Raw genomic sequence first — 25,962 nt, 5'->3', positions numbered from 1 at the left:
AGGACAGTCCCTTTAGCATATCTATATTAACTAGCTGTTATTTTTGTTATTCCGTATAAGGTAATCTGCTCTATAGGGCGAAGCAGATGTTCATGCAGTATGACTGTTTTAGAAGAATAAGCAATATGTTCTTCACAAGAATGAACCAAATCTTGATAAAACGCGAGGAAGCATTGGGCATGATGAATATTACTCTTTGAAAAAATGCCGGAGCGGTTGAGGATCACATTTTCATATTTTAATACAGTTCGTCTAATCGGTTTAAGCAGCTTTTTTATATCACGTAAACGATAAGTATGACGAAGTTGTTCAGTTAATTGTTTGGCATCATGTTGTAGTTGGTTTTGTATTTTATCATTCACATTTTTGATATTAACAGGCATTGTATCTTCTATTATCATTTTTTGAACCATAATCAGATCTGACTGAAGAGGTTCATTCATATAGGTTTGAAAGACACGGAAAGTATTAAAAGCATCATACATTGGATTATGCATGTCACCAATAAATTCTAAATCATATAGGTTTAGAGCATCTTCAACAGATACTGGATTTTTGGTAACCCGATCTGTGAATACCTTCTGAAAATCGGTGTACCGTTGCTCAATCTTTTTTAGCGTTCTTTCGGGAATTTCATGTCTTAATGCATCCATTTTTAAGCGAAAGAGATCACTTGGAGACCATGAAAAATACGTTGTTTTTTTAATTCCGCCAATCCACTCGAGGAACTCGCTAAAAACTTCTATAAAATTGGCTGCATCAACTAAGTCATGATCACTTATTCCAGTCAGGGTTTTGCAAAAGTCAGTGAGTGGCTCGGTGCTTTGAGGACGAATAAATTGATCAAAATATGACACTTCCTCTGTCTCAAGTTCATATTTAACAGCACCTAACCGAATGGCCTCCATCGCTTCGAAAGCCATCCCTGTATCTGAGCACAACATTTCAAAGTCAAAAAAACAAATTGCTTGATGTCCGCCATTCATATTCCCCCTCTCAACAGGTAATTATATGTGGCTTATGGAGGAATTGGTAGATACAAATTTTGTTAAATATTTTGCAAGTTTTGTATGTAGCAACATGTCTCCTTTAATCTAAGCATAATTATAGTGTGAGAGGAGTAGATGAACGTGAAAGATGAACTTATCAATAGCTACAAATATATGAAAAAGTTATTAAAGCAATACTCTTATAGTCAACATCCTAATGACTTATATATTTCTTCACTATTAATGGAACTTGTCTCTATAACAAGGTCAACGATCATGATATTGCAACAGGAAGTAATTGCGAAGCGGCGTTTACGTCATGCATTAACAGTTTTATATAGAAGCTATGTTGCTTTTAAAAATGCTTTTTATGGATGGGTGAAGATTACATATGTAAGTGAACCGGCCAATATACAAGTGATTTTTCAAAGAGAAATAATAGTTAATTTCATCGAAAAGCATGTAAGATTAGCAATTCAAAGTATAGAAGAATTTACTGGTAATGAGCTGTCGAGGGAGATAAATAAAAGGTGAAACTTTTATGTGAAAAGGAAAAGATTATGCTGGTTTAATTCATCGAATAAAAGAAAAAGATGAATTCAAAGGTGGAGTAACCAATTGAAATTCATCCTTTTTTATGGACTAAGAAGGGATTTTATTTCAAACTCTTGCTACTAAAAGAAATGAGAGTAGGGAGATGTTTCTATCTTTTATAAAAACACTTCTTCAACCGTTAGTGGATGGAGAGCGTTCGTCACATTAATATAGATAAACAAATCATATCGATTTGGCATGGAAGAAGGAACATAATTTCCGTATTGCTCGTAAGCTGGGTTATAGACGACGCCAATGGCACGATGTCCTATAGGTTTTTGAAACAAATGACGGTTATGTTTAGTAAAATGAATGAATTTATCATAGGGGCCGGCTTTGTGCATAGCATCCTCCCAACTACCTGTTTGCGCGGGAGGAATGAGCATTTGTTCGGGGGCAACTCCCCACTCGTCAGCAGCGATAACTGTGCCTCTATGTGTACCAAATCCAATAATGAAGATGGTCTCAGTACCTTTTTCCTCTCTGAGTAATTGACCTACATTGACAACCCCTTCATTGGCCATATCTGTTGCCCGCGCATCTCCAATATGGGTGTTATGCTCCCAAACAATTCCTTTTGCATGTGCACCATAGAATTCGTGTATTTTATTTAAGGCTTCTACCATATGCCTGTCTCGAATATTCCATGACTCATTATCATTAACGACCATCGTTCTGTAGTAATTCTCAGCATTGGCTGTAATCAGTGCATTCACTTCAAGGTTTAAAATATCTTCAGAGTCAGATATCGTCAGTTTATTTAATATGATCTCAGTTAATAGTTTGGTCACTTCGTTCAAACAGTCTTCACCATAGAAAGAAGCAGATAGCCCGTATTTTTCAGGGCGGCGATTAAAAGGTTCGAAACAAGAAAATGCTTTTTTTGCTATTTCGATTTGTGGGGATTGAATTTTTTCTAAATAAGCGATAATCTCATCAATTGATTCCCATAATGAATAGACGTCAATACCGTAAAATCCTACCTTTTTATCATTTGGCTTGTTGCTATTGTAATCTTTTAGCCAATCGATTAACTCAATCATTTCCTCATTGGCCCACATCCATGTAGGCCAGCGGTGAAAAGAGGCCAAGACTTCTCTTGTGTTTGAAAAAGTGTCGTCATAACCTTTAATATAGTTATTAATTTGATGACAACCTGGCCAATCTCCTTCTACAGCTATATACATAAACCCTTTTTCTGTAATTAGCTTTTTCGAGAGCTCTGCTCTTATCTTGTAAAATTCTGATGTACCATGTGAAGATTCACCAAGTAGCACAAAAGTTTCATTTTTTACTTTACCAACTAAAGAATCAACACCTTCCTGCTTATGGAAAGGACGTGATTCTTCTTTAATAGATTGAATTAGGCTTACACTCATGTTCATCCCTCAATTATTGTTTGTATTCTGCATTGTAGGAGTTATCACCTGAATGTACTGATAATAAGGTGTCAGCATATCCTACAAGTCGGTTGACAATTTCATCTGCAATGAAATAAACAAGCTGATGATTCTTGCTATTATGTAATTCAGGATCATCAAAAATAATTGTTGTATTAATAAAAATGTGCTTCGTGTCATACAAGTTGTAATGAATAATTGCTTTTCCAGGTGCACCACCTGTTACTGGATCATTATATGAGGGTAAAAAAATATACCACTCTTCAGCAGTTGGGGATCGGAAATTTTTGGTGAAAGTCATTCCTTTAATTTCAAGGCCAATTTTGTGTTTAAGATTTTCGTTTATACCTTCTAAAATTTTTTTATTTGACAAACGGGCACCTCCGGAACTTAATCAGCAGGATTTGCATCGACAGCTATTTCATAAGCATCTAAAACCATACTTGTCATTGCAGGGTCATCAATCCCGAATAGATATTGACCGTCTCTCTCATCCTTAACTTGCATAACGAAGATGACGGAGATATCCTCTTTCGGTGTTAATAGGGCGAATGTTTCAGAATTTATAACAATTAAAGCTTCTACTGAAAGCTGTTTTTCTTGTTTATATTCATCAAGAACTGTAATTACATCGCGTTCTCTCATGTGAATCACTCCCTATCATTGTCATTGTTAGTGTTGCCTTTATTAAGGAGTTTATGTCCAAAGAGAGAGCTTTTGTTTCTATCTCTAAAAAGCTTTTTTAAAAAAAGTTAAAATAGGTCTTTTATTTTTTTGAAAAGGATGTTATTATATTTTTTGTCTTCAAGAGAAGGTAACTTGATAAATTGGTGAAAAAAAGGGATTGACACTATATTTTAAGATGTGATACATTATAAATCCTGTGTCATTCAACTAGAAAATTGTAGTGGTTGAAATGAAATAAAAAAGTTCTTGCTTTTTTAGAAAAACTTACTATAATAAAAGTTGTCCTAAATTGTCTGGTAATGATGGCGAAGAGGTCACACCCGTTTCCATGCCGAACACGGAAGTTAAGCTCTTCAGCGCCGATGGTAGTTGGGGGTTTCCCCCTGTGAGAGTAGGACGTTGCCAGGCAGACCAAATTTGGTTTTAATAACATAGTTGGCCCATTGGTCAAGCGGTTAAGACACCGCCCTTTCACGGCGGTAACACGGGTTCGAATCCCGTATGGGTCACCATTTAATGTAGGTATACTAAATGCGCGACGTCATGTCGCAACACATGCACTTGCACATCCTGTGTTTCGGAGGATTAGCTCAGCTGGGAGAGCACCTGCCTTACAAGCAGGGGGTCGGCGGTTCGATCCCGTCATCCTCCACCATTAATTAGTAATACACACCATGCGGGTGTGGCGGAATTGGCAGACGCGCTAGACTTAGGATCTAGTGTCCTTGTGACGTGGGGGTTCAAGTCCCTTCACCCGCACCATTAAAGTTAAGCGGAAGTAGTTCAGTGGTAGAACACCACCTTGCCAAGGTGGGGGTCGCGGGTTCGAATCCCGTCTTCCGCTCCAGTAAGTGCCGGGGTGGCGGAACTGGCAGACGCACAGGACTTAAAATCCTGCGGTAGGTGACTACCGTACCGGTTCGATTCCGGTCCTCGGCACCATGAAATTTAGCGCCCGTAGCTCAATTGGATAGAGCGTTTGACTACGGATCAAAAGGTTAGGGGTTCGACTCCTCTCGGGCGCGCCATAGTACGGGAAGTAGCTCAGCTTGGTAGAGCACTTGGTTTGGGACCAAGGGGTCGCAGGTTCGAATCCTGTCTTCCCGACCATTTAAATTGGGGCCTTAGCTCAGCTGGGAGAGCGCCTGCTTTGCACGCAGGAGGTCAGCGGTTCGATCCCGCTAGGCTCCACCAATTTAAAATTTCTTGACTGAATATGGCGGTGTAGCTCAGCTGGCTAGAGCGGGCCGTAAACATCTTGAATAATCCTCTTTGTAGGCTTGCGAGGAATGTGTCTGTAAGAGACATGACGAGCACCATTTTAAACAGGGAGCGTTTTTAAAAACTATGGCGGTGTAGCTCAGCTGGCTAGAGCGTACGGTTCATACCCGTGAGGTCGTGGGTTCGATTCCCTCCGCCGCTACCATTTTCACATATGAATATTGGAGGAATACCCAAGTCCGGCTGAAGGGATCGGTCTTGAAAACCGACAGGGGTGTCAAAGCCCGCAGGGGTTCGAATCCCCTTTCCTCCTCCATATGTTTTTTTATTTCATTTTTTGTTATCGCGGGGTGGAGCAGTCTGGTAGCTCGTCGGGCTCATAACCCGAAGGTCGCAGGTTCAAATCCTGTCCCCGCAACCAATTTCATTTTAAAAAATAACATCAATAATGGTCCGGTAGTTCAGTTGGTTAGAATGCCTGCCTGTCACGCAGGAGGTCGCGGGTTCGAGTCCCGTCCGGACCGCCATTAACTTTTTAAAGAAACAAATTATTATTGTGATCTAAGTAATGTGTAAGAGGGTTTCGATAAGCGAGAAGGTCGAGGAAGCGACTGAACGAACACCGGAGCGTATGAAAATACGTGAGGATGTGAGCGATGGAGCTGATGAAGAGATTCGAAGCTTAGTGGAAGCCGAAAACTATATTGGCTCGGTAGCTCAGTTGGTAGAGCACGCCCGAATAAGCTACCCTGAATTTATATCAGCGTACTCATCGAGCTGCTTCTTGAACGATCATCCTGAGATGAGGACGATCCACAAATTATCATAGCACTTATACCTTAAAAGTATTAGATCTTAAAATAGGTACTTGAAAAGTAAAATTGCATCTTTTTTCAAATACACATTAATTATGGCTCGGTAGCTCAGTTGGTAGAGCAATGGACTGAAAATCCATGTGTCGGCGGTTCGATTCCGTCCCGAGCCACCTTTTATGTGGAGGGGTAGCGAAGTGGCTAAACGCGGCGGACTGTAAATCCGCTCCTTAGGGTTCGGCAGTTCGAATCTGCCCCCCTCCACCATTTATGTTAAAATAGGGGCATAGTTTAACGGTAGAATAGAGGTCTCCAAAACCTTTGGTGTGGGTTCGATTCCTACTGCCCCTGCCAAGAAAACCATGGCGGTTGTGGCGAAGTGGTTAACGCATCGGATTGTGGTTCCGACATTCGTGGGTTCGATTCCCATCAGCCGCCCCAATATATGTATATAATAAATTCTTAACTCCTGTTAGAAATAATTCCAGATATTCTCTTGCTGGTTTGTGACACGAGATAGGTTTTGAGTGGAACGTTTTATATAGAGAGAATAGTTTATATCAAGACATAGAGTGTACCTAGATGTCGACGATATTTCGCGATGAGGATTCACGTAGCTTAATCGAGGAAGTATATTCTTGAGGGTTATTCAATGGGCTATAGCCAAGCGGTAAGGCATCGCACTTTGACTGCGACATGCGTTGGTTCGAATCCAGCTAGCCCAGCCATTTTGAGGCATCATAGCCAAGTGGTAAGGCCGAGGTCTGCAAAACCTCTATCCCCGGTTCAAATCCGGGTGGTGCCTCCAAAACATTTAATATGCGGGTGTAGTTTAGTGGTAAAACCTCAGCCTTCCAAGCTGATGATGAGGGTTCGATTCCCTTCACCCGCTCCATACATACATATTTCGCTAAAAAATGGGCCTATAGCTCAGCTGGTTAGAGCGCACGCCTGATAAGCGTGAGGTCGATGGTTCGAGTCCATTTAGGCCCACCATGATATTGTTCCGCAGTAGCTCAGTGGTAGAGCTATCGGCTGTTAACCGATCGGTCGCAGGTTCGAATCCTGCCTGCGGAGCCATTTTTATGGAAAAGCAGAGGATAACAAAATATGCGCCTTTAGCTCAGCAGGATAGAGCAACGGCCTTCTAAGCCGTCGGTCAGAGGTTCGAATCCTCTAAGGCGCGTCAGTAAAAGGTTAGTTTCAATTTTGAAACTAACCTTTTTTGTGTTTTTAGCAGAAATAATCCGTCTCCCTCATTAAATAATTCAGTAGGTTTCATTCTTTTTTTGTTGTGTTTCGAAACTATATCGATTAAAATTTATCGTAATAATCGAAATGGATGGAGGGTAAGTATGTTAGGTAATATTAGCCAGGAAATGTTGACATTGCTTACTTTTATAAGCAGAAAACCTATAAAGCAAGGAGAACTATTTCTATCTCTTAGAAATGAGTTAACCGATCCTAGTAGTTGTCTTTATGAAGCAATAGAAAAAGGCTTTGTTCAAAAAGATGAACAGGAAGTTCTATCTTTAACACATAAAGGGTTAAAAACCGCCCTGAAATTTTTTGATAAACAGCCACATTTAAGAGAAAAAATGAAATCTAAATTTACAAAACGTAGAGGTATTATTCAGCTTGCAATTTTGCAGCTACTAAAAGAAGAACCGAGACATGGTTATCAGGTAATGAAGCAGTTGGAGGAAAGAAGTGGCGGCTATTATTCTCCCAGTGCAGGAACCATTTACCCTGCATTACAGGATTTGGTTGAAAAGAAACTAATAGAAGTTAAATTAGATGGAGATAAAAAAATATATGCATTAAATGTGGAAGGGTTAGAATTTATAAACGATTTAATAAATGAAGAAGATGAGATCTTTTGGGAGGAGTGGGCGATGCGGTTGCGATGGAAGCAGTCTGAAGAAGCTTCACTTGTTCGGGAAGAAATGGGTAAGCTTCAACTAGAATTTCATTATGCCATGAAAAGTGTACTATCCGAACCGGAGCTCGCAAAGGATATTCTCTCTATTCTAAAAAGTTGCAGGGGTGAGCTTATTAATTGGTCTGATAAAAAAAGAAATAGTAAAGGTGAGATGTGATGAGTTCTATTAAAAAACTTTTACCTTATGCGAAGCCATACAAGCTATTTGTTATTCTCGCTCCTTTATTGATGGCTTTAGAAGTAACAATGGACTTGTTACAGCCTCTTCTTTTACAAAAAATCATAGATTACGGAATTGCCGAGGATGATACAACGTACGTTATTCAAATGGGAACATTTATGATCATTGCAGCGATTATTGGCTTGATTGGTGGAATAGGTTGTACAATATTTAGCACTAAATCTGCCATCAATATTGCTACCGATATACGACGAGATTTATTTTATAAGATCGAACATTTATCCAGTGAGAATCGCGACAAAATTGGTACTGGTAAATTAATTACAAATGTAACGAGTGATATTAATTCAATTCAACAAGCGGTTATGATGACACTTCGTGTATTTGTAAGAGGTCCTCTGCTATTTATTGGAAGTGTCATGATTGTTTTTTTTCAAGCAAGAGAGCTGTTTCCTATTTTAGTTATGCTTATTCCAATTCTTGTCTTTTTCATTATCCTTCTTTCCAGGAAAGCAGGTGTTTGGTTCAAACGTGTTCAAGAAGCGTTAGATCAGCTAAATTCAAAGCTTCAGGAAAGTATTGCGGGAATTAGGGTTGTAAAAGCATTTGTACGAAATGAATATGAAATAAATTTATTTCATAAAGTGAATGTTTCGCTAACAAATAAAACAAAAATTGCTGAACAAATTATTACAATTCTTATGCCGGTTTTACTTTTTGTGATAAATGTTGGAATGGCTGTTGCTCTTCTTTTTGGAGTTTTTCCGATAGGGGGAAGCACTATACAAGTGGGAGTAATTTTGGCGTTTATTAATTATCTAAACATCATTTTAATGGCGCTCACCTCAAGTAGTATGGTTCTGATGCAGCTTATGAGGGCATTACCTTCAGCAGTTCGAATTCAAGAAGTTTTGGAAATTAATACGGACCGAGCTGAAAATTCATTTGATGAAATGCCAATTAAAGGAGATGTAGAATTTCGGAATGTATCGTTCTCATATAGTAAAAAAGGTGAAAATGTACTAAATTCTATCTCATTTTCTGTTAGTCACGGCGAAAAAATTGGAATTATTGGAGCAACAGGTAGTGGGAAAACAACATTAGTTAAATTGTTTCCAAGATTATATGATGTGGATCACGGAGAGATTTTAATAGATGGACAGAATAGTAAAAACATAAGTTTAAAGCATCTTCGTGGATCTATCGGCTATGTTACACAAAAACCATTTTTATTTTCGGGAAGCATTAAATCCAACCTTATTTATGGTAAAAAGGATGCATCAGAAACCGAGATGCAATTGGCTAGTAAAAATGCATGTGCAGAAGAGTTTATTGAGAAGTTTGATGCCCGTTATGAACATCCTTTAACTCAAGAAGCTACTAATTTATCTGGAGGACAAAAGCAACGATTATCACTTGCAAGAGCATTTGTGCGAAAGCCGTCTATCCTTATTTTGGATGATGCCACATCTGCGATTGATGCCCGGTCAGAAGCAATCATTCTTGATGCATTAAAATCCTCATACCCAAAGACAACAATCTTTATGGTTTCATCAAAGATTTCTTCCATTCTTGATGCAGATAAAATTCTTGTTATGGATGAAGGATCCATAGTGGGAGTAGGAACACATGATGAATTACTGGAGTCGTGTACTGTTTATCAGGAAATCTATCAAACTCAAGTACAGACTGGAGGTGTAATGGTTGAGTAATACTAATAGTGTGGCAAGAATGCAGCAAACAACAAGAGGAGCAGGTCCGGGGGAAGGGTGTCAGAACCTGTTGAAAAAACAAAGGACCCTAAAAGAACTTTGCGAAGAATTTGGTTGTATATGAAAAAACAAAAAATGAGGTTAATCTCGTCAGTTATTCTTGTTATTTTATCTTCAATCTTAAGTCTCCTAGGTCCATATTTTATTGGAGTGATTATTGACCATTACATCCTTCCTAAAGATGTAACGGGTACAATTCGCATGATTTGGATGCTTGTTGGGATTTATGTCGGCACATCCATTCTTACCTGGCTTCAAGGCTATATAATGGTCGATATTTCATTAAATACGATTAAAGGATTACGCGAGGATTTATTTGCAAAGTTACAAACTCTTTCATTACGTTTTTTTGACCAGCATAAACATGGTGAGCTAATGAGTCGATTTACAAATGACCTTGAGCAATTAAATCAAGCACTTAGTCAAAGTGTAATTCAGTTTGTATCCTCACTACTAACAATAACCGGTGTTACCATCGCTATGTTTGCCTTGAATTGGGTATTGGCGATCGTGTCTTTTTTGATCATTCCGTTTATGCTTTATGTTACGAAGAAAATTGTAAGTATTAGTCGGAAAAACTTTTCGCAAAGACAGAAAGATGTTGGTGGGTTAAATGGCTTTGTCGAAGAAACGATAAGTGGTGGAGAGGTTACCGCTTTATTTGGTAAGGAAGAAGATACTTTCGGACAATTCCAAGAGGTAAATGAACGTTTGCGACAATCCGCAATTAAAGCCGATATGTTTTCAGGAACACTCGGTCCGTTTAATAACTTTTTAAGTAATTTAGGGCTTGCAATCGTGATTGCTGTCGGTGCTTTAATGGCACTTAAGGGGCATACAACAATTGGGATTATCGCGTCCTTTGTTACGTATTCCAGGCAGTTTACAAGGCCGATTAATCAGTTATCAACATTGCTCAATTCAATACAAGCAGCATTAGCCGGAGCAGAGCGGGTTTTTGAAACAATGGATGAGGTCCCTGACATAGTAGACAAAAGAGAAGCAGTTCAAGTTAGTTCACTAAAGGGTGAGGTACAATTTAAACATGTTGATTTTCAATATGAACAAAACAAGCCTATTTTAAAAAATATTCATTTTTCAGCAGTACCAGGGGAAATGATTGCTTTAATTGGTCCAACTGGTTCGGGTAAAACAACGATTATAAACTTGCTAATGAGGTTTTATGATGTCCGATCAGGAGAACTTTTACTGGACGGAAGAAATATAAAGGACTATAAAGTAAGAGATTTTCGGAAAAGAATTGGTATTGTCCTTCAAGATCCTTATTTATTTTCAGGAACAATTTTGGAAAATATCCGCTACGGCCGCCTTGATGCAACAGATGAAGAAGTGATTGAAGCAGCAAAAACAGCTTCAGCACATGGATTTATTAAGCATTTACCTAACGGATATCAAACAACCATTACTTCTGGTGGTCAAAATATAAGTCAAGGTCAAAAACAGCTTCTATCTATTGCTAGAGCCATATTAGCAAATCCTGATTTGTTAATTTTAGATGAAGCAACATCTAATATAGATACAAAAACCGAAATTGATATTCAAAGAGGAATTCGCAACTTAATAAAAGGTAAAACCAGCTTTGTAATTGCTCATCGTTTAAAAACAATTGAGCTAGCTAATCAAATTATAGTTATACAAGATGGTGAGATTATAGAAAGTGGGAACCATCATGAATTATTGAATCAGCGCGGTTTTTACTATGAGCTATATTCAAAACAAATGACCATTTAATGAAAGGATGAAGGAAATGTTTGTAAATACAGCCACGTTTGAAATTGAAAAAGCGTATGAAGAAAGATTAGTAATGAAAAGAGAGAGTGACAAAGAAAAATTGGCTGAAGCAAAAGGTCTGATTTCATTTGAATGCTGGAAAAGGGAAAACACAGAGACTGTAGAATTTGTCTATGTCTCCAAGTGGGAATCTCAAGCAGACTTCAAAGCATGGATTTCAAGAGAGGATCATGTAAACGAACATAAGGAAATGAATAAAAAAAGAAAAGAAAATCAGCAACTTGAACAAGTAAAAATGAAAAAAACACTCAGAGCCTATAAGCTTTATGATTCTTCAAACGAATAATATAATACATGGGTTTAGTTTTGATTCTTGATAAATAACAAAAAGCACTAATCTTATAATGATAGATTTGTGCTTTTTGTACTTCTGGAAAAGTAAAGAATTTAAAGCGATTTATCTTGGAAAGTAATAGGCAATGGCATAGAGCGTGATTTCATTTCTTCAAGTAATATTTGCATAAAGTCCTCTGATACATTTAATTTAAGCGCATCTATATAGGCTTTATAAAGTGTTAAATTAGAAATTAATTTTAGGGTAGTTTGATAGGGCATAATTCAAATAACTCCTTGTAAAGTATATAACATAAGGATTATTTTAACCAAAATTTATGAAAAAGATAAGGCTTTCGACGATCATTCCTATAATTAGACAAAAAAAGTAAAAAACTAGTGAAAACTAGTAAAAAAATAAGGAAAATAATTAGTGGAGTTAAGGTGAAAGAGTTGATTTGTATTTTATTAATGATGGTAAGAGAATAAAGTTGAATGGTATTTTTACTGTGGATAAAAGCAGTTAACGGTTAAGAGAAAGCGTTAATATCATCGATTTCATTAACTTCAAGAGAAAAAACAGATTTAGAATCGACATTATAAAATAAAAGTTGTGACTGATCTTGTGATAAGTGGATAATTCGGCCGGAGAAGGTTTTTCGTCCAACTTTTCTTTTCGTAAAAATGATATGAAGAAGTGTATTATTTTGACGCCACACTTCAACTTGGGCAAAGAATTGTTCCATAGTAAACCCCTTTCTTATTATGTAAATAGTAGAATATCTAAGATATGTAATAGCTATCATTTTACTTGTTATAGTCGAAATTTGCTAAGGGTAATATTTTCCAAGGTATGATCAAAAAGTCATTTTAATAGATATAGTGAGGATATTTGAGGTGTTTAAAAGTATATTACCTTACAGAAAACTTAATTTTACTTCAAGTAGTATAAGAAAAACGAAGTTTTCCACCGTTTGGACTTGGCGATAGGCCAATTTTTTCGCGTTTAAAATCCCACCCTTCACTTATTTTTGAAAGGTGGGAAACATTTTATGCCTTTTGTTCCTTTGAATAATAAAGTCTAAAGATAATATCTTGGTTATAGTTTCCAAAGCCTGAACCGAAAAGGGTAACTCCTCCGACATGCTCTGCATCTTTTTCTACTGCGATTTTGAATGTCCATTGTTTATCACGAATTCCCACATCATGAATCGTCACATCTGAGATTTTATTACCATCCATATATGTTCCGTTTGAAGTAATTCGTAGGTATTTTAATAATCCGTATTGGTTAATGATACTCGGCCACCACGAAGGAGTATATTTTCCTTTATTATCTCCAAAGTCCCCAGGACTTGTCCAGATACCTAAAAAAACATTATTCAAATAAAATGAAATGTCGGAGGGCCAATTGTTATTTGTGTCAGGTGCTTCTGATGATAATTCCATTGAAATTTCAAGTTCTTCCGGACGGTTACTTGTTAACAAAAAGTTAGGGATTTTATATTCTACATAGCCTTGGCCAAACCATAGAATATTGGCGTTTACTCGTTCATGATCAAGAAAATAACGGGGCTCATCAAACTCACCAATTATTTTCTCCCGTGTTGCTAAACCACATGTGGGTTCAATTTGAAAGTCTGTATAATGACCTACTGAAACATCAGTTTGATGAAATTCTTTAATTTGACTAAGTGCTGCCGGAAAATTTATTTCAATTTGATCAACATCAAGTACACACAATTTTTGTAATCCGGCCTTCCCTGGAACCATATCCGTTCTAATGATACCTGCTTTTTCCAGCTTTTTAACATGCATGGTCATAATTGCACTGCTTAGTTCAGCGGCCTCTGCTAATTCTTTAATATTCATAGGGCGTAGTGATAGTAATTGAATAATTTTTAAACGTACGGTACTTGCTAAAGCTTCATATATAGGTAAATATTCATCTGTTGTATCTATTTTCATGAAATTAGTCCTCCATTATGTCGTGCAGTTTACATATAATATACACGTTTGTTAATTAGTATACAAGTATGTTAACCTTTCAATTTTTATTTTATGCTTATATTAATAATCTACTGTTTTATATGAGAAAAACATAACAATCAAGCCATTTTGTTTATTTCCTATTTAATAATAAATTTGTTAATCATTAGTGATATCGTGAGGAGATTGTAATAAATCACTAAATAACTTATATAGAATTCATTGAAGCTTAGTTTAATAGTTAAATTAAGGATTAAATTAATTTTTCCGAAAATAGTTGACAGTTATATAGTTAATAAATATACTAATCATTAATAACATTAATATTAACGAAAATACTGTAATGTTAATGTTTATATTATTAATCGAAGTAGCAATCAAGATAAGAAGGAGATGTAAAGATTAGAACTTACATGAAAGAGTTCACTAATTGTGTTTGTCGACTGAATTTTTGGTCATGATTGAAAGCGCTTAATACGAATTAAGGGGGATTAACATGTTTGTTAAGAAAATGATTTCTTTAGGAATTGCTATGATGCTATTTGGTAGTTTAATAGGATGTTCGGCATTTACAGGTTCTGAAAGTGGTGGCGATTCAGCAACACAATCCGGAAAAAATGAAGATGGCACAACAACAATTGGGATTTCAACTTGGGGTTCTCCGGATGAATTGAAAGTATTTAAAGAATTAGTAAGTAATTTCGAAGAAGATAACCCGGATATTAAGGTTAAAGTTACACATATTCCAGATGATTATGCAGGAAAGATGAATACAATGCTTGCTGGTGGAACAGCACCTGATGTTGTGTTTACTAGTGACGGTGACTTTGGAAGATGGGTATCTGCAGACTTATTTTTAAATATGCAGGAATTGATTGATAACAGTGATATTAACACAGATGATATGTGGGAATCAGCATTAGTTCGATATAAATATAATGGAAAAACATTAGGTGAGGGTGACTTATACGCTCTACCTAAGGATATCGGACCTTCTGTTTTATATTACAATAAAGAACTTTTCGATAAAGCGGGTATTCCTTATCCATCACCTGAGAAACCAATGAGCTGGGACGAATATTTAGAAATTGCGAAAAAATTAACAATTGATGAAAATGGTGACGGCAAGCCTGAGCAATATGGTATGGGGCCATTATGGTGGGAAGGATTTGTTTGGTCAAATGGTGGTAATGTTTTAAGTGAAGATCGAAAAGAATTTGTATTAAACAGTCCGGAAGCAGTTGAAGCGATGCAATTTGTTGCAGATATGTCAAATAAGCACAATGTCGCTCCTGATTCCCGTGCTTTGGAAGCGATGTCAGCAGATCAAATGTTTGAATCAGGTAAAGTGGCAATGGTCTTTAATGGTCGCTGGATGGTACCAACATATCGTAAATTGAACTTTGACTGGAATGTTGCTCCTTTCCCTGCAGGAAAAACTGGTGAATCATCTGGTTGGTCAGGTTCAGTAGGATATGCCATTAATAAGAAAACAAAATTTGTAGATGAGTCGTTTAGATTAGTAGAATATTTAGCCGGTGAAGAAGGACAAACCATACAAACAGAATTAGGATTTGCTATTCCAACTTATAAATCAGTATCAAATACAGATGTATTCTTACAACCAGGTCAAAAACCTGAAAATCCTGAAGTGTTTATTCAAGCCGCAGAAAATCAGCGTCCGGGTCCATGGTCAATGACAACAAATAACAAATGGCTTGATACTGTCAATCAAAAGCTTGCTGACCTTTGGAATGGAAAAAAATCAGCTGAAGAACTATTAAATGAAATTAAGCCTGAGGTGGATAAGCACTTAAAAGAGGGGAATCCAGCAATTTTTGAGTAACACACTGCGTATAGAGGGGAAATGAATTTGTACATTCCCCTCTAGGTTTGAAATATCTGTGATAGAAAGGGTGATAACATGATAACGCAGACAGCAACAAAGACGAAGAAAGCTGAGATAAACGTGAAGAAGAAAAGAAGATTCAAATCAGAATATATGTGGGGATACTTGTTTGTTGCCCCGCCTTTAATTGGTTTTCTCTGCTTTGCTTTTATCCCAATGTTATTTTCCGTTTACGTCAGTTTTACAAAGTTTGATTTATATACACCTGCTCAATTCAATGGTTTAGAAAACTATAAGAGATTGTTTTTTGAAGATGATTTGTTTTGGAAGACAGTTTTTAATACATTTTACGCTGCATTAGGAATTCCTTTTGGTATGGTGATTGCTTTGTTTATTGCCATAGCTTTAAACCAGAAAGTAAAGGGGCTATCTTTGTTTCGAACAGCCTTTTTTCTACCAACAGTGTGCTCCATTGTTGCCATATCTTTGCTGTGGAAATGGATTTTCAACTCGGATTTCGGATTATTAAATGTCCTGCTTGGTTATATCGGCATTACAGGGCCGCCTTGGCTGAGTGATGAAAATTGGGCGATGCCTGCCATGATTATTCAAGGTGTTTGGGGCGGATTGGGAATCAATATGATTTTATATTTAGCTGCACTTCAGTCTGTATCAAAAAATCTTTACGAAGCAGCAGATATCGATGGAGCAAACAGTTGGCAAAAGTTAAGGTTTGTCACGATTCCATCTATATCACCGACAACATTTTTTATTCTGATTACATCTATCATTGGAGCTCTTCAGGATTTCCAACGATTTATGATCATGACTGAAGGTGGTCCGAATTATTCCACAACAACAGTTGTTTACTACTTATTCCTAAATGCATTCCGTTACATGGAAATGGGCTATGCATCAGCAATGGCCTGGGTATTGGGGATTATTATCTTAATCATTACATTAATTAATTTTAAACTAAGTAAACGTTGGGTTCATTATTAATAAGGAAGTGAAGAATATGTCTGCGACAAGTGTTGCTTGGAATAAAAACGTAAAGAACATTCGACTCATTCAAAAGATCGCTGCATATGTTTTTTTAATTATTGGTGGTTTTATTATGGCTATACCATTTTTCTGGATGTTATCAACGTCCCTAAAGCCGGAAGGGGCAGTATTTACAATGCCACCTCAATGGATCCCTGAAAAGTTTGTTTGGGGAAATTATTGGACGGTTTTAACTGAAGCAAATTTGTTAAGAGGCTTTATGAATACGTTTGCGGTCATTATCCCGCCTACTCTAATCGGGGTATTTACAAGCTCTTTAGCAGCATTTGGGTTTTCGAAATTGAAGTTTCCAGGAAGGGATAAGTTATTTCTCGTTCTTTTAGCGACAATTATGCTGCCTGGTGTTGTTACGATGGTACCAACTTTTATTATTTTTAGAGATTTAGGGTGGTTGGACACGTGGAAGCCATTAATTATACCGGGGATGTTTGGTACGGCAATGGCAATCTTCTTTCTAAGGCAATTTTTTATGACCATTCCTGATGAATTAATGGAGGCAGCGAAAATCGATGGTTTAGGTTATTTTGGAATTTTTATAAGAATCATTTTACCGTTGGCAAAGCCGGCAATTGTCACACAGGCTATTTTATGGTTTTTAGCTGGGTACAATGATTTCCTTGGACCATTAATTTACATTAATACGCCTGAAAAGTTTACACTTCAATTAGTATTGGCATCCTTTAATGGTTATTACACATCAGAATGGACACTCATTATGGCCGGATCCGTATTAGCGCTAATCCCAACAATTCTTATGTTCTTCTTTGCCCAAAAGCAATTTATAGAAGGAATTACAATGACTGGAATTAAAGGATAAAAAGGTATCGAGAAAAGGAGATGTTTGCTATGTCAAATAAATATCAAAATCCAATTATAGAACAGCGTGCAGATCCTTGGGTATATAAGCATGTTGATGGCTACTATTACTTTACTGCATCTGTCCCTGAATATGACAGAATCGAAGTTCGCAGAGCAACCTCTATCCAAGGTTTAGGAGAGGCAAAGCCTATTGTGGTTTGGAGAAAATATGATCATGGTCCGATGAGTGCGAATATTTGGGCACCTGAAATTCATTATATTGATGGAGCATGGTACATTTATTTTGCCGCAGCCAGAACGGCTGAAACAAATGAAGGATTATTTGATCATCGTATGTGTGTGCTTGAAAATAAGTCAGCCAATCCTTTAGAAGGTACATGGGAAGAAAAAGGTCAGATTAAAACAAAATGGGAAACATTTGCTCTTGATGCAACAACCTTTGAGCATAATGGAGAGCGATTTTTAATTTGGCCACAGAAAGATCCGGACATTAAAGGTAATTCTAATTTATATATTGCGAAGATGGAAAATCCATGGACGATTACAGGTGAACAAGTGATGATTGCAACACCTGAGTGTGATTGGGAAAAAATCGGATTCCTCGTAAATGAAGGTCCTGCTGTATTAAACCGAAATGGAAAAATTATTGTTTCCTTTTCAGCTAGTGCGACAGATCATCATTATTGTATGGGATTATTGTATGCCCCTGCGGATGCAGACCTACTCAATCCGGCTTCATGGACTAAATTAACTGAACCTGTTTTCCAAACAAATGAACAAACAGGTCAATATGGCCCTGGGCATAATAGTTTTACGGTTTCAGAGGATGGAAATGAAGATGTAATTGTCTATCATGCAAGAAATTATAAAGAGATTGTTGGTGATCCATTATATGATCCAAATCGTCATACACGTGCACAAGTATTTACTTGGGGAGAAGATGGTTTACCTGTATTCGGAGACCCTGTACCGGATCGTGAAGTTAGTAAAAAATAATTAGACTAATAGTGTAGGAGTGAATGATTTGGCTAATTCAATTATTATCAATACAGATATCGAAAAGGGAAAAATAAATAAAAATATATATGGTCATTTTGCAGAACATCTAGGGCGTTGTATTTATGAAGGAATTTGGGTAGGTGAAGATTCTGCTATTCCTAACACAAAAGGAATTCGGAATGATGTCCTTCAAGCACTAAAAAATCTAAATATTCCAGTGTTACGCTGGCCGGGTGGCTGCTTTGCTGATGAGTATCATTGGAAAGATGGTGTTGGTCCTCGAGAAAACAGAAAAAGAATGGTTAATACCCACTGGGGTGGAGTGGTAGAAAACAACCATTTCGGTACACATGAATTTATGCTTCTTTGTGAGCTACTAGAGTGTGAGCCATATATTTGTGGGAATGTTGGAAGCGGAACAGTTCAGGAAATGTCAGAATGGGTTGAATATATGACATTTGATGGAGAATCTCCAATGGCTAACTGGAGAAGTGAAAATGGCCGCGAAGAGCCGTGGAAATTAACTTATTTTGGAGTAGGTAATGAAAACTGGGGCTGTGGTGGAAATATGCGTCCGGAATTTTATGCAGATCTTTATCGCCAATTCCAGACCTATGTAAGAAACTATGGAGATAATAAAATTTACAAAATTGCCGGAGGGGCAAATGTAGACGACTATAACTGGACTGAAGTGTTAATGCGTAATGCAGGTCGTTTTATGGATGGGTTAAGCCTTCATTACTATACAATTCCAGGTGACTTTTGGTTAGGGAAAGGTTCTGCAACAGACTTTACTGAAGATGAATGGTTCACTACGATGAAAAAGGCTCTACATATGGAGGAGCTTGTAACAAAACATGGTACGATCATGGATAAATATGATCCGGAAAAACGAGTGGGTATGATTGTAGATGAATGGGGCACATGGTTTGATGTTGAGCCTGGTACAAATCCGGGGTTTTTATATCAACAAAATACGATTCGTGATGCACTTGTAGCGGGTATTACCCTAAATATCTTTAACAACCATTGTGATCGTGTCCAAATGGCTAACATTGCCCAAACAGTAAACGTCCTTCAAGCGATGGTCTTAACAGAAGGAGAAGATATGATTTTAACTCCGACTTATCATGTTTTTGATATGTATAAGGTTCATCAAGATACTGCTTGTCTAACGATTGAAGCTGCAACATCGACTTTTAAAGGAAAAGAAGATGAAGTCCCTTCTGTTCATCTCTCAGCTTCAAAAAATACGAAGGGTGAAGTAAATATTACATTATGTAATGTAAGTAATCAGGACTCAGCACCTGTATCAATTGAATTAAGAGGCTTACTAGATAAAAATGTGACACAGGTAAGTGGAAAAATCCTAACATCAGAAAATATGAATGGAAGAAATACATTTGAAAATCCAACTGCTATAGAACCGATTGCATTTGAAGGATTTAATGTAAATAAAAATGAATTGTCATTCGAGATGCCGCCTATGTCAGTTCTTTTAGTATCGGTATCATGATAGAAAAAGAAACAAAAAGAAACTGTAAAGGCTGTTTCCAGGTCGAGCGTAGGTCAAAATCACAAATTTCTCAGCTTGTTCAAGAGCAACTTCTGCTTGAAATCAATATAGTGAATGATTCGCTGTATCAAAAGAGAATGGACATCTGTTTAAGCTGTCCTTCTCTTTCAAGTGAAACAACATGTTTACATTGCGGGTGTTATGTGGAATTTCGAACAAAACTATCGTACAAACAATGTCCACATCCAAATGGACCAAAATGGTAACGACTAACTTTAGAAAATCACTACTTATGAATGTTAAAGGAATTTAACGTAGTGATCTTCTATTTTTTTGAAGATAAAGGAATAGGAGAGGGATGTATGGTGAAAAAATGGCTTGTTTTACTAGTGTTTGTTATTATGATTCCAACCTTAGTGATCGCCGTGGAGGCAGATACAACCAAGGAGAAAAAAACGATGAATCAAAAGGTGAATACAGCAGATAAACCTAAATTTACAGATGCATCTGTTCATGATCCTTCTATTATAAAGGTACAGAATGAATACTATGTGTTCGGGTCTCATTTAGCAGCAGCGAAATCCAAAGATTTGATGAATTGGGAACTTGTAGCTTCTGGTGCAAATGTGACAAATCCATTGTTTGACAATGTAGTAGAGGAATTAAAGGAAACATTTGATTGGGCACAAACAGATACACTTTGGGCAGCAGATGTTATTCAGCTTGAGGATGGCAAGTTTTATATGTATTACAATGCATGTAAAGGAGATTCACCAAGATCTGCTTTAGGTATTGCGGTTGCGGATAATATTGAAGGACCGTATAAGGACAAAGGAATTTTCTTGAAATCAGGGATGTGGGGAGAACCGAGTGAAGACGGAACAATCTATGATGCCACTAAGCATCCTAATGTTGTAGACCCTGATACATTTTTTGATGAAAAAGGAAAGCTTTGGATGTTGTACGGATCATACTCAGGTGGAATTTTTATTTTAGAAATGGATCCAAAAACAGGGTTCCCATTACCGGATCAAGGTTATGGGAAGAAGCTGCTCGGTGGAAATCATAGTAGAATTGAAGGGGCATACATTCAATATCACCCTGATACAAACTATTATTATATGTACCTATCTTTTGGAGGGCTGGACGCGATTGGTGGGTACAATGTGAGAGTCATTCGTTCAAAAAAACCGGATGGACCTTATTATGATGCCGAAGGAAATGAAATGATCAATGTAAAAGCAGATCCAACTGTACCATTATTCGATGATAAATCAATTGAACCGTATGCCGTTAAGTTAATGGGAAATCATTTGTTCGAACGAAAGATCGGGGATCCGGGAGAAGGGATTGGTGCAGGTTATGTCTCCCCAGGCCATAATTCAACTTACTATGATTCAAAAACAGGAAAACAATTTATTATCTTCCATACACGTTTCCCTGAGAGAGGTGAACATCATGAAATTCGTGTTCACCAAATGTTTATGAATCAGAATGGTTGGCCTGTTATTGCACCATATCGCTTTGCAGGAGAAACAATTGAAAAGATAAAAAGGGACCATGTTATCGGAACCTATCAAATGATTAACCATGAAAAAGATATATCAGCTGAAGTGAAAAAGCCGGTGTCTATAACACTTGAGAAAAACAACAAAATAAGCGGCAGTTTAAATGGAACTTGGAAGAAAACAGGGCATTACAATGCCGAGCTAAAAATAGGTGGAAAAGTGTATAGTGGTGTATTTCTACGTCAGTGGGATGAAGTATCACAAAATTATGTGATGACATTTAGTGTCCTTTCGAAAGAGGGTATTGCCCTTTGGGGAAGTAAGGTAAAAGATAGAACAGATCAGGAAATCATAGAGGATGTAAAGGCAGACTTGGATTTGGGGGATACAAGCAATATTATAAGTAATGTAATTCTTCCAATTGAAGGAACAAGAGGAACGACTATTTCATGGGTATCATCGAATCAGGATGTAATGACTGATAAAGGAGTCATCACAAGACCTGAAGCGGGAAAAGACCCGGTAACCCTGACCTTGACGGCAACAATCACAAAAGGTGTTGTATCTACTCAAAAACAATTTACGATCACAGTAGTTCCCAAGAAACCAGATGGTATGGTCGCACATTATAAATTTGAAGGGAATTTATCGGACAGTAAACAACCAGGTAAAGAAGGGATTGTGACAGGAGACAGAGTAGATAATAGTGGTGGCAATATTGATTATATTGAAACAGAGTTTGGAAAGTCAGCGGAGTTTAATGGACAGTCAGGAATTCGATTACCGGATGGTTTAATCGACAGTGATTCATATTCGGTTGCGTTATGGTTAAACCCGGATGAATTAACTGAATATAGTACCGCATTTTTTGGTGCAAGAGATTCGAATTATTGGATCAGCCTAGTACCAAAGGGACATTCCGGGGTTAGTCATCATACGATGGTTTGGGCCGGAACAGATTGGTATGATGCCGATACTGGCCAGTCAATTCAACCAAATAAATGGACACATCTTGCATTTACGGTGAATCAAGGGACAATTACGATTTATGTGAATGGAAAAGAAACGTTTAAAGGTACTGATTTTCCACATGTGTTCACAACAACAAATGGAGGAGTATTCAGTTTAGGAGTCAATTGGTGGGATACCCCATATAAAGGGCTTATGGATGAACTAAGAATTTACAGAGGTTCAATATCTGCAGAAGAAATAGCAGAATTAGCAAAAACAAAATAGATAGCTGGTCATGAGGAGAAGAGGTTATGTTTATAGCCTCTTTATTATAATCATTAGTAATATAGTTTAAATAAGGATATCCTACTACTAAAAATGAGGTGGAATTATGAAGGTAGATGGTGTCATTATTTCAGGTGATTTTGATGATGCAATGAATGAGTTTTCAATACAAAAAGTAAAACAATTTTATACGGAATCAACTTTAAGACAAAGTCAACTGGATCTTCTTTATGATTATTTAGAGAAACATAAACACGAAGAAAGCGGACAGTTTATCACATTGTATGATCAGTTACCAGTACACTTAAGTCAAGATGAAATCTATCAATTACTGAATGATTTAAAAAAGGTTAAAGAGCTTTATCATTAAAAAAGAAATATTTTGAATATGACAACACTCAAAAACCACATTATTTTTTGTGGTTTTTTTATTGAATATTTTCTCCCAACCTTGTAAAATCCGATAGTATACTTTTTGATACTTAGTGAAATGAAAGTGTGTACTTGTGGATCGTTTGAAGATATCGAATAATGTGTGTAGTACCATTAAATTTATACGTATTTAAATCTTGACCTTAATTAGGCTGTTTTTCAATTGATTGTTGCTCTTGAATGCTATTTTAACTTTTATAGTGGAATGGAGCGCAATGGAACGGACTAATTTTGAAGCTTAAATTGCATAAAAAACAACATATTATACGAAAACAGCCTTTTATAAATAGAATAGAAAGAGGAATGTACATGAACATCAGAGTTTCTGCCGTCCAATATCATCTTCATACAATTAAATCGTTTGAAGAGTTTGCTAGGCAAGTTGAACATTATATAAAAACAGCCGAAGAATTTGGCTCTGATTTTATATTGTTTCCAGAATTTTTTACAACCCAACTATTATCAATTGGGGGTAAGAACGGAAAAGCATTGCCTATAGATCGCCTTCCTGATTTTACTGATAGATACCGTGAATTATTTGTTGAGCATGCAATGAGAACAGGAATGCATATTATTGCAGGAACACATGTTATAGAAAAAGAGGGAGAACTATATAATGTGGCTCATATGTTTTATCCTGACGGAAGAATTGCAGAGCAAGCAAAACTTCATATTACTCCAACTGAAGTAGAAGAGTGGAATATGAGTGCAGGTGACAGCCTGCAGGTTTTTGTAACGGATAAAGGTACGGTTGCGATGCTAACTTGCTATGATATTGAATTTCCTGAGATTGTGAGAATGGCTAAGGCGAAGGGGGCTGATGTGATCTTTTGTCCGTCATGTACAGATGATCGGCACGGCTTTCACCGAGTTCGTTATACCAGTCATGCAAGAGCGATCGAGAATCAAGTGTATGTTGTCACAACTGGTACAGTTGGTTCCCTTCAAACAGTTGATTTTATGAGAGGGAACTTTGGGCAGGCAGCAGTTATTACACCAAATGACGTACCCTTTCCACCAAAGGGAATCATGGTACAAGGAGAAATTAATCAAGATATGATTGTTACTGCGGACTTGAATCTTGAGCTTTTATATAAAGTGCGTCAAAGTGGTTCGGTCACAACATGGAGAGACAGACGAACAGATCTATATCCTGATTGGGAGCCTGAAAAACTAACGTATTAATAGGAGGTTTCTATGTATCGGAAAGAATTTTATGTGTTCGATCAAGACAAACCGATAAAAGCTGTCATTCGCAATTATGAAAAGGAAGATTTTCAAAAACTAATACAAATTCAACAAGAAAGTTTTCCACCCCCATTTCCTTCAGATTTATGGTGGAATGAAGAACAACTTAAAAATCATGTAACACTATTTCCAGAAGGTGCGTTATGTATTGAAATAGATGGTGAGATGGCAGGGTCGATGACAGGGTTAATTGTGGATTTTGATCCTGAGCATCCAAACCATACATGGGAAGAGATAACAGATGGCGGCTATATAAGAAATCATAATCCTAACGGAAATACGCTCTATGTTGTGGATATTTGTGTTAAGCCATCATATCGGAAATTAGGTCTTGGAAAATGGTTAATGCTTTCCATGTATGATGTTGTGATCCACTTAGGATTAGATCGCCTTTTAGGTGGAGGGCGTATGCCGGGCTATCATAAAAAAGCAGAAAATATGTCAGCAGAGCAATATGTAGATGCGGTCGTAAATGGGACCGTCAAAGACCCTGTTCTAACGTTTTTACTTCGTTGCAGTCGAACACCAATTGGAGTTGTTCCTCATTATTTGGAAGATGAAGAATCGTGTCATTATGGAACATTGATGGAATGGAAAAACCCTTTTCGAAATAAAAAATTATAAATAAGGAGAATGAAGATGGATTATCATCGTATTACAAATATTGAAGATCCTTTTTTTACACAAATGCACCAGCTTATGCAGGAGATCTTTCCTCCTGAGGAAGTGCTGGAGTTTGACCTTTGGAAAGAGCCTTTAGAGGATCCAGGTATCCGTGTTTTTGTTGCTGTTCACGAAGGTAAAGTGGTTGGTGCTACAGAATATCGTTACTATGATGACTTCAATGTGGCGATGACGGATTTCACGATTATCGGAAATCCGGGTTTAGGAATCGGACCATTTCTAGCTAACAATCGGGCACAAGACTTACATGAGCTTGCTGCTGCGAATGGCAAGAGTTTATCGGGAATGTTTGCTGAAATTTATGATCCATACCGTATTGAACACCATGAGTTTGGTGGTGTAAAACCAATGGATCCGTATGTTCGCAGAGAAGTATTGGCACATTTAGGTTATAAAAAAATTGATATCAATTATGTCCATCCATCATGGAATAATGATGGTGAAGCTGTTACAGGCCTTGACCTTTGTTTTCTTCCAATGAATGAAAATAAGTCAGCGATCTCAGCAGATTTGGTGGCAAAATTCATAATCCGTTATTATTCTGTATTATCTAACAAACCTGAATCCTGGACAAAAATGGTTTCTGAAATAGAATCAAAGGATCAATTGGCTCTAGTAAATATTTAAATAATGAAAACTCCCACTCTAGTAATGGGAGTTTTTTATCTTTTTTATAGGCTCTTTTTTAAAAGATTGTTGTTTTTAATAAGTACTTGAAAAAACTAAATAGGGTTGATTTGAACGGATATGCGAGACTCCTGTGGGACAGGTGAGACCCGCAGACGCAAAGCGTTGAGGAGGCACACCGCCCACGACCCCACGGAAAGCGAGCAGCCTGGAGCTCAAATTAACAACCTCTACACTTATTACAAAGCAACAATGTTTGCGAAAACAGCCATTTTATAAAAAATGAAGTGTTGTTGGAGAATATCGG

The 25,962-nt window shown here is 37.1% G+C and carries 24 protein-coding genes, 22 tRNA genes and 1 rRNA gene; 40 read left to right on the top strand and 7 right to left on the bottom strand.

Going from position 1 to position 25,962, the window contains the following annotated elements:
- Positions 1-26 precede the first annotated feature (26 nt).
- Positions 27-986 (bottom strand): 3'-5' exonuclease, encoded by a 960-nt coding sequence (locus AC0L8O_RS15110; protein WP_473443427.1) that lies wholly within the window; start codon positions 984-986, stop codon positions 27-29.
- A 144-nt stretch (positions 987-1,130) separates the two neighbouring features.
- Between AC0L8O_RS15110 and AC0L8O_RS15105 the strand changes: the two genes are divergently transcribed.
- The gene (locus tag AC0L8O_RS15105; protein ID WP_473443425.1) at positions 1,131-1,523 is read left to right on the top strand and encodes a hypothetical protein; all 393 of its coding nucleotides are present in this window, start codon (positions 1,131-1,133) and stop codon (positions 1,521-1,523) included.
- A gap of 176 nt (positions 1,524-1,699) precedes the next feature.
- Here the strand turns inward: AC0L8O_RS15105 and AC0L8O_RS15100 are convergent, their stop codons facing one another.
- The 3 genes from AC0L8O_RS15100 to AC0L8O_RS15090 form a co-directional block, all read right to left on the bottom strand.
- On the bottom strand, positions 1,700-2,968 hold the full coding sequence (locus AC0L8O_RS15100) for an erythromycin esterase family protein (protein ID WP_473443422.1): 1,269 nt from the start codon (positions 2,966-2,968) through the stop codon (positions 1,700-1,702).
- 7 nt (positions 2,969-2,975) lie between these two features.
- Positions 2,976-3,284 carry a hypothetical protein gene (locus tag AC0L8O_RS15095; RefSeq protein WP_473448913.1) on the bottom strand — a complete coding sequence of 103 codons (309 nt, stop codon included), beginning with the start codon at positions 3,282-3,284 and terminating at the stop codon, positions 2,976-2,978.
- Positions 3,285-3,373: 89 nt separating this feature from the next.
- On the bottom strand, positions 3,374-3,628 hold the full coding sequence (locus AC0L8O_RS15090) for a DUF1292 domain-containing protein (protein WP_473443420.1): 255 nt from the start codon (positions 3,626-3,628) through the stop codon (positions 3,374-3,376).
- A gap of 334 nt (positions 3,629-3,962) precedes the next feature.
- Between AC0L8O_RS15090 and rrf the strand changes: the two genes are divergently transcribed.
- The 28 genes from rrf (at position 3,963) to AC0L8O_RS14950 (ending at position 11,696) form a co-directional block, all read left to right on the top strand.
- Positions 3,963-4,078: ribosomal RNA gene (gene rrf, locus AC0L8O_RS15085) — 5S ribosomal RNA — on the top strand.
- Positions 4,079-4,107: 29 nt separating this feature from the next.
- Positions 4,108-4,182, top strand: a tRNA-Glu gene (locus AC0L8O_RS15080).
- 67 nt (positions 4,183-4,249) lie between these two features.
- Positions 4,250-4,325: transfer RNA gene (locus tag AC0L8O_RS15075), tRNA-Val, on the top strand.
- Positions 4,326-4,346: 21 nt separating this feature from the next.
- Positions 4,347-4,432 (top strand) — tRNA-Leu (locus AC0L8O_RS15070).
- A 10-nt stretch (positions 4,433-4,442) separates the two neighbouring features.
- Positions 4,443-4,517 (top strand) — tRNA-Gly (locus tag AC0L8O_RS15065).
- A 6-nt stretch (positions 4,518-4,523) separates the two neighbouring features.
- Positions 4,524-4,612 (top strand) — tRNA-Leu (locus tag AC0L8O_RS15060).
- Between the two features lie 9 nt (positions 4,613-4,621).
- A tRNA-Arg gene (locus tag AC0L8O_RS15055) sits at positions 4,622-4,698 on the top strand.
- 5 nt (positions 4,699-4,703) lie between these two features.
- Positions 4,704-4,780: transfer RNA gene (locus AC0L8O_RS15050), tRNA-Pro, on the top strand.
- 8 nt (positions 4,781-4,788) lie between these two features.
- A tRNA-Ala gene (locus tag AC0L8O_RS15045) sits at positions 4,789-4,864 on the top strand.
- Positions 4,865-5,019: 155 nt separating this feature from the next.
- Positions 5,020-5,096: transfer RNA gene (locus AC0L8O_RS15040), tRNA-Met, on the top strand.
- An 18-nt stretch (positions 5,097-5,114) separates the two neighbouring features.
- Positions 5,115-5,207, top strand: a tRNA-Ser gene (locus AC0L8O_RS15035).
- Between the two features lie 28 nt (positions 5,208-5,235).
- A tRNA-Met gene (locus AC0L8O_RS15030) sits at positions 5,236-5,312 on the top strand.
- Between the two features lie 29 nt (positions 5,313-5,341).
- A tRNA-Asp gene (locus AC0L8O_RS15025) sits at positions 5,342-5,418 on the top strand.
- 385 nt (positions 5,419-5,803) lie between these two features.
- Positions 5,804-5,876 (top strand) — tRNA-Phe (locus tag AC0L8O_RS15020).
- Positions 5,877-5,886: 10 nt separating this feature from the next.
- Positions 5,887-5,970: transfer RNA gene (locus AC0L8O_RS15015), tRNA-Tyr, on the top strand.
- A gap of 13 nt (positions 5,971-5,983) precedes the next feature.
- Positions 5,984-6,057: transfer RNA gene (locus tag AC0L8O_RS15010), tRNA-Trp, on the top strand.
- 11 nt (positions 6,058-6,068) lie between these two features.
- Positions 6,069-6,144 (top strand) — tRNA-His (locus tag AC0L8O_RS15005).
- A 212-nt stretch (positions 6,145-6,356) separates the two neighbouring features.
- Positions 6,357-6,431, top strand: a tRNA-Gln gene (locus AC0L8O_RS15000).
- A gap of 6 nt (positions 6,432-6,437) precedes the next feature.
- Positions 6,438-6,511: transfer RNA gene (locus AC0L8O_RS14995), tRNA-Cys, on the top strand.
- Positions 6,512-6,524: 13 nt separating this feature from the next.
- A tRNA-Gly gene (locus AC0L8O_RS14990) sits at positions 6,525-6,598 on the top strand.
- Between the two features lie 24 nt (positions 6,599-6,622).
- Positions 6,623-6,699 (top strand) — tRNA-Ile (locus AC0L8O_RS14985).
- Positions 6,700-6,708: 9 nt separating this feature from the next.
- Positions 6,709-6,783, top strand: a tRNA-Asn gene (locus tag AC0L8O_RS14980).
- A 32-nt stretch (positions 6,784-6,815) separates the two neighbouring features.
- Positions 6,816-6,889 (top strand) — tRNA-Arg (locus tag AC0L8O_RS14975).
- A 169-nt stretch (positions 6,890-7,058) separates the two neighbouring features.
- The gene (locus tag AC0L8O_RS14970) at positions 7,059-7,802 is read left to right on the top strand and encodes a PadR family transcriptional regulator (protein WP_473443418.1); all 744 of its coding nucleotides are present in this window, start codon (positions 7,059-7,061) and stop codon (positions 7,800-7,802) included.
- Positions 7,802-9,538 carry an ABC transporter ATP-binding protein gene (locus AC0L8O_RS14965; protein WP_473443416.1) on the top strand — a complete coding sequence of 579 codons (1,737 nt, stop codon included), beginning with the start codon at positions 7,802-7,804 and terminating at the stop codon, positions 9,536-9,538. The genes AC0L8O_RS14970 and AC0L8O_RS14965 overlap by 1 nt, the downstream gene beginning before the upstream one ends.
- Entirely contained in the window at positions 9,531-9,662 is a 132-nt protein-coding gene (locus AC0L8O_RS14960; protein WP_473443414.1) for a hypothetical protein, read from the top strand. Before AC0L8O_RS14965 ends, AC0L8O_RS14960 begins: the two co-directional genes overlap by 8 nt.
- Positions 9,659-11,350, top strand: a complete 1,692-nt coding sequence (locus AC0L8O_RS14955) for an ABC transporter ATP-binding protein (RefSeq protein ID WP_473443412.1) — start codon at positions 9,659-9,661, stop codon at positions 11,348-11,350. Before AC0L8O_RS14960 ends, AC0L8O_RS14955 begins: the two co-directional genes overlap by 4 nt.
- Positions 11,351-11,366: 16 nt before the next feature.
- Positions 11,367-11,696: an antibiotic biosynthesis monooxygenase family protein gene (locus AC0L8O_RS14950; protein WP_473443410.1), complete on the top strand. Its 330-nt coding sequence runs from the start codon at positions 11,367-11,369 to the stop codon at positions 11,694-11,696.
- 101 nt (positions 11,697-11,797) lie between these two features.
- Here the strand turns inward: AC0L8O_RS14950 and sda are convergent, their stop codons facing one another.
- The 3 genes from sda to AC0L8O_RS14935 all read right to left on the bottom strand — a co-directional run bounded on the left by sda (position 11,798) and on the right by AC0L8O_RS14935 (position 13,651).
- Complete coding sequence (gene sda / locus AC0L8O_RS14945) at positions 11,798-11,965, bottom strand: sporulation histidine kinase inhibitor Sda (RefSeq protein WP_198025759.1); 168 nt, start codon at positions 11,963-11,965, stop codon at positions 11,798-11,800.
- 248 nt (positions 11,966-12,213) lie between these two features.
- Positions 12,214-12,429: a hypothetical protein gene (locus AC0L8O_RS14940; protein ID WP_473443407.1), complete on the bottom strand. Its 216-nt coding sequence runs from the start codon at positions 12,427-12,429 to the stop codon at positions 12,214-12,216.
- Positions 12,430-12,733: 304 nt separating this feature from the next.
- On the bottom strand, positions 12,734-13,651 hold the full coding sequence (locus tag AC0L8O_RS14935) for an ArsR/SmtB family transcription factor (RefSeq protein WP_473443405.1): 918 nt from the start codon (positions 13,649-13,651) through the stop codon (positions 12,734-12,736).
- A gap of 517 nt (positions 13,652-14,168) precedes the next feature.
- Here AC0L8O_RS14935 and AC0L8O_RS14930 point away from each other — a divergent pair.
- From AC0L8O_RS14930 to AC0L8O_RS14880, 11 genes are all read left to right on the top strand, one after another.
- Complete coding sequence (locus tag AC0L8O_RS14930; protein ID WP_473443403.1) at positions 14,169-15,518, top strand: ABC transporter substrate-binding protein; 1,350 nt, start codon at positions 14,169-14,171, stop codon at positions 15,516-15,518.
- A gap of 78 nt (positions 15,519-15,596) precedes the next feature.
- Positions 15,597-16,523 (top strand): carbohydrate ABC transporter permease, encoded by a 927-nt coding sequence (locus tag AC0L8O_RS14925; RefSeq protein WP_473443401.1) that lies wholly within the window; start codon positions 15,597-15,599, stop codon positions 16,521-16,523.
- 16 nt (positions 16,524-16,539) lie between these two features.
- Entirely contained in the window at positions 16,540-17,403 is an 864-nt protein-coding gene (locus AC0L8O_RS14920) for a carbohydrate ABC transporter permease (RefSeq protein ID WP_473443400.1), read from the top strand.
- Between the two features lie 29 nt (positions 17,404-17,432).
- The gene (locus AC0L8O_RS14915; protein WP_473443398.1) at positions 17,433-18,401 is read left to right on the top strand and encodes a glycoside hydrolase family 43 protein; all 969 of its coding nucleotides are present in this window, start codon (positions 17,433-17,435) and stop codon (positions 18,399-18,401) included.
- Between the two features lie 28 nt (positions 18,402-18,429).
- The gene (locus AC0L8O_RS14910; RefSeq protein ID WP_473443396.1) at positions 18,430-19,920 is read left to right on the top strand and encodes an alpha-N-arabinofuranosidase; all 1,491 of its coding nucleotides are present in this window, start codon (positions 18,430-18,432) and stop codon (positions 19,918-19,920) included.
- Positions 19,917-20,186, top strand: a complete 270-nt coding sequence (locus tag AC0L8O_RS14905) for a DUF6171 family protein (protein ID WP_473443394.1) — start codon at positions 19,917-19,919, stop codon at positions 20,184-20,186. Before AC0L8O_RS14910 ends, AC0L8O_RS14905 begins: the two co-directional genes overlap by 4 nt.
- 96 nt (positions 20,187-20,282) lie before the next feature.
- The gene (locus AC0L8O_RS14900) at positions 20,283-22,664 is read left to right on the top strand and encodes a LamG-like jellyroll fold domain-containing protein (protein WP_473443392.1); all 2,382 of its coding nucleotides are present in this window, start codon (positions 20,283-20,285) and stop codon (positions 22,662-22,664) included.
- 106 nt (positions 22,665-22,770) lie between these two features.
- Positions 22,771-23,034: a hypothetical protein gene (locus AC0L8O_RS14895; RefSeq protein WP_473443390.1), complete on the top strand. Its 264-nt coding sequence runs from the start codon at positions 22,771-22,773 to the stop codon at positions 23,032-23,034.
- Between the two features lie 371 nt (positions 23,035-23,405).
- The gene (locus AC0L8O_RS14890) at positions 23,406-24,281 is read left to right on the top strand and encodes a carbon-nitrogen hydrolase family protein (protein ID WP_473443388.1); all 876 of its coding nucleotides are present in this window, start codon (positions 23,406-23,408) and stop codon (positions 24,279-24,281) included.
- Positions 24,282-24,293: 12 nt separating this feature from the next.
- Positions 24,294-24,968 (top strand): GNAT family N-acetyltransferase, encoded by a 675-nt coding sequence (locus tag AC0L8O_RS14885; protein WP_473443386.1) that lies wholly within the window; start codon positions 24,294-24,296, stop codon positions 24,966-24,968.
- A 15-nt stretch (positions 24,969-24,983) separates the two neighbouring features.
- A complete protein-coding gene (locus AC0L8O_RS14880; protein ID WP_473443385.1) occupies positions 24,984-25,655 on the top strand; it encodes a GNAT family N-acetyltransferase in 672 nt (223 codons plus the stop codon).
- Positions 25,656-25,962: the final 307 nt, after the last annotated feature.

It is taken from the genome of Metabacillus sp. KJ11-3 (genome assembly GCF_055808295.1).
The sequence above is the reverse complement of the archived record's forward strand: the minus strand, read 5'-3'. Positions and strand labels throughout refer to the sequence as shown.

What these genes read in the sequence shown, in the direction of transcription:
- AC0L8O_RS14920 (WP_473443400.1), top strand. Translation starts at nt 16,540, where the DNA reads ATGTCTGCGACAAGTGTTGCTTGGAATAAAAACGTAAAGAACATTCGA.
- AC0L8O_RS14940 (WP_473443407.1), bottom strand. Translation starts at nt 12,429, where the DNA reads ATGGAACAATTCTTTGCCCAAGTTGAAGTGTGGCGTCAAAATAATACA.
- AC0L8O_RS14915 (WP_473443398.1), top strand. Translation starts at nt 17,433, where the DNA reads ATGTCAAATAAATATCAAAATCCAATTATAGAACAGCGTGCAGATCCT.
- AC0L8O_RS15110 (WP_473443427.1), bottom strand. Translation starts at nt 986, where the DNA reads ATGAATGGCGGACATCAAGCAATTTGTTTTTTTGACTTTGAAATGTTG.
- AC0L8O_RS14880 (WP_473443385.1), top strand. Translation starts at nt 24,984, where the DNA reads ATGGATTATCATCGTATTACAAATATTGAAGATCCTTTTTTTACACAA.
- AC0L8O_RS14955 (WP_473443412.1), top strand. Translation starts at nt 9,659, where the DNA reads ATGAAAAAACAAAAAATGAGGTTAATCTCGTCAGTTATTCTTGTTATT.
- AC0L8O_RS14890 (WP_473443388.1), top strand. Translation starts at nt 23,406, where the DNA reads ATGAACATCAGAGTTTCTGCCGTCCAATATCATCTTCATACAATTAAA.
- AC0L8O_RS14905 (WP_473443394.1), top strand. Translation starts at nt 19,917, where the DNA reads ATGATAGAAAAAGAAACAAAAAGAAACTGTAAAGGCTGTTTCCAGGTC.
- AC0L8O_RS14965 (WP_473443416.1), top strand. Translation starts at nt 7,802, where the DNA reads ATGAGTTCTATTAAAAAACTTTTACCTTATGCGAAGCCATACAAGCTA.
- AC0L8O_RS14930 (WP_473443403.1), top strand. Translation starts at nt 14,169, where the DNA reads ATGTTTGTTAAGAAAATGATTTCTTTAGGAATTGCTATGATGCTATTT.
- AC0L8O_RS14895 (WP_473443390.1), top strand. Translation starts at nt 22,771, where the DNA reads ATGAAGGTAGATGGTGTCATTATTTCAGGTGATTTTGATGATGCAATG.
- AC0L8O_RS14950 (WP_473443410.1), top strand. Translation starts at nt 11,367, where the DNA reads ATGTTTGTAAATACAGCCACGTTTGAAATTGAAAAAGCGTATGAAGAA.
- sda (WP_198025759.1), bottom strand. Translation starts at nt 11,965, where the DNA reads ATGCCCTATCAAACTACCCTAAAATTAATTTCTAATTTAACACTTTAT.
- AC0L8O_RS14970 (WP_473443418.1), top strand. Translation starts at nt 7,059, where the DNA reads ATGTTAGGTAATATTAGCCAGGAAATGTTGACATTGCTTACTTTTATA.
- AC0L8O_RS14885 (WP_473443386.1), top strand. Translation starts at nt 24,294, where the DNA reads ATGTATCGGAAAGAATTTTATGTGTTCGATCAAGACAAACCGATAAAA.
- AC0L8O_RS14935 (WP_473443405.1), bottom strand. Translation starts at nt 13,651, where the DNA reads ATGAAAATAGATACAACAGATGAATATTTACCTATATATGAAGCTTTA.
- AC0L8O_RS14900 (WP_473443392.1), top strand. Translation starts at nt 20,283, where the DNA reads ATGGTGAAAAAATGGCTTGTTTTACTAGTGTTTGTTATTATGATTCCA.
- AC0L8O_RS15100 (WP_473443422.1), bottom strand. Translation starts at nt 2,968, where the DNA reads ATGAACATGAGTGTAAGCCTAATTCAATCTATTAAAGAAGAATCACGT.
- AC0L8O_RS15095 (WP_473448913.1), bottom strand. Translation starts at nt 3,284, where the DNA reads ATGACTTTCACCAAAAATTTCCGATCCCCAACTGCTGAAGAGTGGTAT.
- AC0L8O_RS15090 (WP_473443420.1), bottom strand. Translation starts at nt 3,628, where the DNA reads ATGAGAGAACGCGATGTAATTACAGTTCTTGATGAATATAAACAAGAA.
- AC0L8O_RS14925 (WP_473443401.1), top strand. Translation starts at nt 15,597, where the DNA reads ATGATAACGCAGACAGCAACAAAGACGAAGAAAGCTGAGATAAACGTG.